The 5899-nt window shown below is 60.1% G+C and carries 7 protein-coding genes; 2 read left to right on the top strand and 5 right to left on the bottom strand.

Annotated elements, in window-relative coordinates; all coding sequences use genetic code 11:
• The coding region (locus ACFFAR_RS22565; protein ID WP_375508502.1) for a Tar ligand binding domain-containing protein at window positions 1–539 on the bottom strand (539 nt) is incomplete at its 3' end.
• A gap of 231 nt (window positions 540–770) precedes the next feature.
• On the opposite strand from ACFFAR_RS22565, the gene arsC reads away from it, so the two are divergent.
• Window positions 771–1193 (top strand): arsenate reductase (glutaredoxin), encoded by a 423-nt coding sequence (gene arsC / locus ACFFAR_RS22560; RefSeq protein WP_062003246.1) that lies wholly within the window; start codon window positions 771–773, stop codon window positions 1191–1193.
• A 37-nt stretch (window positions 1194–1230) separates the two neighbouring features.
• On the opposite strand, the gene ACFFAR_RS22555 is transcribed toward arsC, so the two are convergent.
• From ACFFAR_RS22555 to speB, 3 genes are read right to left on the bottom strand one after another with little or no spacing between them, the layout of a single operon-like run.
• On the bottom strand, window positions 1231–2154 hold the full coding sequence (locus ACFFAR_RS22555; protein ID WP_174364149.1) for an NAD(P)-dependent oxidoreductase: 924 nt from the start codon (window positions 2152–2154) through the stop codon (window positions 1231–1233).
• Between the two features lie 19 nt (window positions 2155–2173).
• Window positions 2174–2953, bottom strand: coding sequence for a class II aldolase/adducin family protein (locus tag ACFFAR_RS22550; protein ID WP_174364148.1), 780 nt, complete (start codon window positions 2951–2953; stop codon window positions 2174–2176).
• A 37-nt stretch (window positions 2954–2990) separates the two neighbouring features.
• Complete coding sequence (speB, locus tag ACFFAR_RS22545) at window positions 2991–3941, bottom strand: agmatinase (protein WP_062171394.1); 951 nt, start codon at window positions 3939–3941, stop codon at window positions 2991–2993.
• A gap of 156 nt (window positions 3942–4097) precedes the next feature.
• Here speB and ACFFAR_RS22540 point away from each other — a divergent pair, with 156 nt between their 5' ends.
• Window positions 4098–4988, top strand: coding sequence for a LysR substrate-binding domain-containing protein (locus tag ACFFAR_RS22540; protein WP_174364147.1), 891 nt, complete (start codon window positions 4098–4100; stop codon window positions 4986–4988).
• A gap of 207 nt (window positions 4989–5195) precedes the next feature.
• Here the strand turns inward: ACFFAR_RS22540 and ACFFAR_RS22535 are convergent, their stop codons facing one another.
• Window positions 5196–5645, bottom strand: coding sequence for a hypothetical protein (locus ACFFAR_RS22535; protein ID WP_236873460.1), 450 nt, complete (start codon window positions 5643–5645; stop codon window positions 5196–5198).
• Between the last annotated feature and the right edge of the window lie 254 nt (window positions 5646–5899).

The raw sequence follows: 5899 nt of genomic DNA, 5'->3' as shown, positions 1-5899 counted from the left end.
TGCGAGAGTTCGAAGTCGCTCTTCGCCGAATCGAACTGGTACTTGCGCAGCGATTCGCCGATGGTGGCCAGTTCGTTGAACTTGACCTGCATGGCTTCCGCCGATGCAACGATCTTCTCGGCGTCATTTGCGCGGACATTCGCGTAGCCATCGTCGAGCATTTTCTGCAGTTCGAGACGCTTGGCCTGGAACGCATCGGCCATTTCCTTTTCGCCGGGTCCTTGCGGCAACGCGGCGTAGCGGGCCCATTCCTTGTCTGCGCGTTCGCGCATCAATGTGCCGCGTCCAATTGCCGTTTCCGCCGCGGGCTTGCCGACCAGCAGGGCTGCTCGGTCGAAGCTGAGCCGCTCACGCGCGGTGAACATCTCCGCGTTGCCGGCGGAGACCGCGCTGGGCATTTCATTGGTGAAGAGGCTGCGCGTGGTTTGATTACCCAGGCTCATGCCCCACAGCCCCAAGCCGCCGATAACCACCAGCAACAGCCCCAAAAACGCCATGGCAATGCCGAGGCGGCCCTTGATCGTCGAAAGTATGTTCATGTCTCAGTTGTCTCGATACTGTTAGCAAGCGGCGGCGCACACCCGTGCCACGAGCGCAACCGGAGCCGGCAATGTTCCCCGACTCGTACCCTTTAACGGCAATCCCACCTGTCACTTGAGTAAACTGTCATAGCATCTGCTTATGCTGCATCGACAAGAATCCTTTCATTTCAATTATTCCGGAAATGAAAACCGGCCGGTTGCACTTTGAGAGGTAAGGGAGACGACGACATGGACATCACGATCTATCACAACCCGTTATGCGGCACGTCGCGCAACACGCTTGCGCTGATCCGCAATGCGGGGATCGAACCGAAGGTCATCGAGTATCTGAAGACGCCGCCCGATCGCGCCGCGCTGACCAGGCTCATTCAGGACGCGGGGCTTGGCGTGCGCGATGCGCTTCGCGAAAAAGAAGCTGTATTCGTGCAGCTCGAACTCGCCGATGCAACGCTGACCGACGAGCAATTGCTCGACGCCATGGTGGCGCATCCCATCCTGATCAATCGTCCGTTCGTGGTGACGCCTGAGGGCACGCGTTTATGCCGGCCATCGGAGAAACTTCTGGAGATTCTTTCGGCCGCGCAAAAAGGTCCGTTCGCCAAGGAAGACGGCGAACGGATCATCGATGAAAAAGGCAAGCTGGTTCGCTGAGCCGGCGGCAAGCTGGCTCGACACGCGGCCGCGCAGCTTAGTGGCGCGCGATATCGACCTGGTTGAGCAACGGTTCGCCGCGCACCATCCGGCGCACGTTTTGCGCAATCTGCGAGCCGATGGTATCCAGCGTGGAGATCGCCGCCATGTGTGGCGTGACGATGACTTTCGGGTGCTGCCAGAGCGGGTCGTCGGAAGGAAGTGGCTCGTTCGGGAATACATCCACCAGCGCGCCGCCGACCTGACCGCTGTCCAGTGCACTCAATAATGCTTCGGCGTCCAGATGTTCGCCCCGGCCGACATGAATCAGTTTCGTACCGGGGCGCAACTGCCTGAAAAGATCCGCGTTGAGCAGACCTCGCGTTTCGCTTGTCAGCGGCAGCAAACAAACGAGCGTATCGATACGTTCGAGGAAAGCAGGCAACGCGCCGCGGCCATTGAACGTTGCAACGCCAGGCAGGTGCTTGGGACTGCGCGACCAGCCCGCCACGGAAAAACCGGCGCGCAGCAAATCCAGCGCGACGCGCGAGCCAATCTCCCCCAGTCCCATCACACCGACGGTGCAATCGCTCGCACGCGTTTGCTCAGGCAACGTCCATGACGCGTGACGCTGATTGGCCAGAACCTGATCGAATCGACGATGAAAATGCAGCACGCCCCACATCACATATTCGCTCATGGCGCGCGCCTGATCGGGGTCGACCACACGGCATAGCGGAACCGCGGGAAAATGCGGATCGCAGAGAATGTTATCTACGCCAGCCGCCACGCCATGCACGAGCCTCAGATTCGGCAGCGAGCGCAACGCGCCGGCCGGAGGTTTCCAGCACACGGCCACTTGTGCGTCATTCGCTTCATGCGTACCGAATGCATGGACTTCGAGTTCCGGCGCCGCGGCGATGATCGCCGGAGCGAGCGGCGACATGTCGTAACCGCTGCTGATGAATACGAGCTTGGTCATGTGCGGATTTTGCGGATGATCACGAGCGGTAGTCGGGCTGCGTATCGGCGATGAGACGCAATGCCGCTTGCCATGCGAGTTCAGTAATGCCGTCCGCGCCCTCCGACTCGAACTGCCGCGCGGTCAGTTCACGGACATGTTCCGGAGGAAAGCGCAGTTGTGTGCCACCGGCCATGGCCTGGACCTGGGCCTGACACGCGCGCTCGAGGAAGTAGATTTCATGGAACGCTTGCGCGGCCGTAGCGCCCCCGGCCAGCAAGCCGTGGTTGCGCAGGATCATCGCTTTGTGCGAGCCAAGGTCTGCCACAAGGCGATCGCGCTCACCCAAGTCGAGCGCGATGCCTTCATAGTCGTGATAGCCCAGCTTGCCGTAGAACTTCAGCGCGTGCTGACTGATGGGGAGGAGCCCGTGCTCCTGCGCGGACACCGCCGTGCCAGCCGCCGTATGCGTATGCATCACAAACGCCAGGTCGTGGCGCGCCATATGCACCGCAGAATGGATGGTGAAGCCCGCCGCGTTGACCCTGAAAAGCTCGGGCATGTCGCGGGCGCGGTCATCGATCACCTTGCCCTGATAGTCGATCTTCACCAGATCCGATGCCCGCATTTCGTGGAACAGCACGCCATACCGATTGATCAGGAACGCGGGCTTTTCATCGGGCGAGCCGGGCAAGCGCGCGGTGATGTGCGTATCGATCATGTCGGTCATGCGGAAATGCGCAGCCAGCCGGTACAACGCGGCGAGGTCCTCGCGGACTTTCTGTTCCGTGGCGGGAGGCGAGTTCGGGGCGGTTTGCATGGTGGGGTCCTTGTCCTTGTGGCGCGTGCCCGACAGCTTAACGCCTGATCACACCCGGCAGCACGCAAAGCATTTCATACAGGAGATTGGCGCCGAGCAGCGACGTATTGCCAGTTGTGTCGTAGGGTGGCGACACCTCCACCAGATCGCATCCGATCAGGTCCAGCCCGTGGCAGCCCCGAATGATTTCCATGCCTTGAATCGTCGTCAGGCCGCCGATTTCCGGCGTGCCCGTACCCGGCGCCCAGGCAGGGTCGATACCATCGATGTCAAAACTCAAATAGACCGGGCCGCCCTCCACCTTGCGCCGCACTTCGGTCATCAACGGGTCGAGCGATTTGTGCCAGCACTCCTCCGCCTGCACGACGCGAAAACCTTGCCGCCGGCTCCAGTTGAAGTCGTCGGCGGTATAACCCTGCGCCCGCAAACCGATTTGCACCACGCGCTCGCAATCGAGCAGGCCCTCTTCCACGGCACGACGAAACGTCGTGCCGTGCGCGATCTTCTCGCCAAACATATGGTCGTTCACGTCGGCGTGCGCATCCACATGCACGAGCCCGATCTTGCCGTATTTCCGATGCATTGCACGCAGGATGGGAAGCGTGATGGTGTGGTCGCCGCCCAGCGAGAGCGGTTTGACATCGTGCTTGAGAATGCCGTCGTAATGCTCTTCGATGATGCGCACCGCGTCGAGCAGATTGAAGGTATTGATGGGTACGTCGCCAATATCCGCCACCGACAGCGAGTCGAACGGCGCCGCGCCGGTCGCCATGTTGTAAGGGCGGATCATGACCGACTCCGCACGAATGCCGCGCGGCCCGAAACGCGTGCCGGGGCGTAACGACGTACCGATATCCAGCGGCACGCCTATGAACGCGGCATCGAGTCCCTCGGCGGACTGCAGATGCGGCAGGCGCAGCATTGTCGCAATACCCCCGAAGCGCGGCATCTCGTTGCCGCCCAGCGGCTGGTGAAAGATCTTTTCCATGGTAAGTCCCTCGCAGTCATTCATCGAACAAGCATGCATCCAATTCTGAATGCGTGCGGCATGACGACAAAGTGCTGGTGCGAAATATTTAGTTCAGGTATTTCTAAAGTATCGGCGCGGCGCCTTTATCTGTCGCGGTTTTCATGGAGCTTGGTCGTGGCTACAGTCTTGCCTGAAGCACGCCTGCTGCGCATCTTTATCTGCGTGGTGCGGCATCAGGGTTTCGTCGCAGCGCAACAGGAACTGAATCTATCTACATCGGCCATCAGCACCTACATGAGCCAGCTTGAATCGCTGGTGGGCGTGGTGTTGTGTCATCGCGGGCGCGGCGGCTTCAGCCTGACGCCCAAAGGCGAAGAGTTTCATCAGGAAGCGTTGCGCCTGATCGGCGAAGTCGATGGCTTCGAGCGTTACGCCGCCGGCTTGCGCGGCGAGTTGCGCGGCAGCATCAAGCTGGGCGTGCTGGATTCAACGGTGAGCGACAAGGCCCTGCCCTTGTCCGAAGTCATCGGCGCATTCACGCGCGAACATCCCGCGCTGCATTTGCATCTGCATGTGCAAAGCCCGTACGAATTGCAGCTTAGCGTGCTGGGGAACCGGCTCGATCTTGCTATCGGCGCATTTCATCTGCGCATGAACGGGCTGGTTCATCACTCGCTTTATCGTGAGCAGCACTGGCTTTATTGCAGCGACACTCATCCGCTTTTCAACGAGCATCAGATACCGCACGAGACCATCAGCCAGCAACGGATGGTCGGCCGCGCTTACTGGAGCCAGACCGAGCTTGCGCGTCACGGCTTCAAGCGCAGCGAAGCCACGGTCGACAGCATGGAAGGACAGTTGATCCTCATTCTGTCGGGCGCGTTCATTGGCTTCTTGCCGGAGCATTATGCGCAGACATGGGTCGACAATGGCCGTTTGCGCGCGCTTGCACCGGCAGCATTTGGTTATCAGGCGCCATTTGGACTGATCCTGCGGCGCGGGCGCTCAAAGGAACCGCTGATCCAGAAATTCCGCGACACGCTCAAAGGATATCTGCCGCGGTAGATTTCAAGGCCGGCGAAGCCGGCACGGCTTGCTGCCCGCGTTCGACACCAATGAACCGGCGCACGCGTTCAGCACCACCTTGCAGACGGATGGCTTCCGGCGCGGCAGGCCCACTTTGTCCAGCAACGAGAACTATCGTGCGGTTACATCCGCACGCTTGCCTTGGCGTGATAGTGCGGTGCGAGCGTAAGGCTCTCAAGAAACCCGTCACTCCGACTTGCAGAGAACCGCAGTCGTGACAGGCGTTATTTCGTGCACGATCGCGTTGCTTCCCGCTTGATGCACGCGATCCCTGACGTCGTCGGGAGGGCCGGTCACCACGACGCCATAAGCGGAATCCGCGATGGGCGTGCCCTTGCCCTGCGCAAAAATGGGATCGTCCTTCTGGTAACCCAGCACCACGAAAACCTTGTAGTCGTAGGCCGTAAGCTTGACGCCATGCGCCGGCCGGAACGCATTGATGGAATTGGATTCGACGCGCATCGGCTTGCTCTGGATCTCGCCCCCGGCCAACAGCGCGCTGATAAACGTATGGCCCGACGATTTGCAATCGAGTTGTTCCTCGATCGCCTCGGCACGTGCAAGCACCGGCGACAGCACGAACAATGCTGTCGCAAACCCTGCCGCCGTTCTGAGAGACTTGGTGACACGCATCATCGGCCCCCGATGTTCGATCCTGCATTGACCCGCGGCAAATTTTCTTTCGCAAATTGCGACTGTACGCGCATGGCTGTTTAATTGCCTGACCGATATGGGAACCCCGAACCCGCATGACCGCTGTGCGCTTTCAAACCACGCTAACGTTTGCATCTTTTAGCGTATCGCGCCACCGGATTCAAAGTCCTTCCGCCACTGGAAAAAAAACCGGTCGAGATGTGCGCAAACCCTTTCAACGGCTCAAGTGTTTTGCT

Origin of the sequence: uncultured Caballeronia sp. (assembly GCF_964243625.1) — a bacterium.
Lineage (GTDB): Bacteria > Pseudomonadota > Gammaproteobacteria > Burkholderiales > Burkholderiaceae > Caballeronia.
This window is presented reverse-complemented; position numbering and strand designations above follow the sequence as displayed.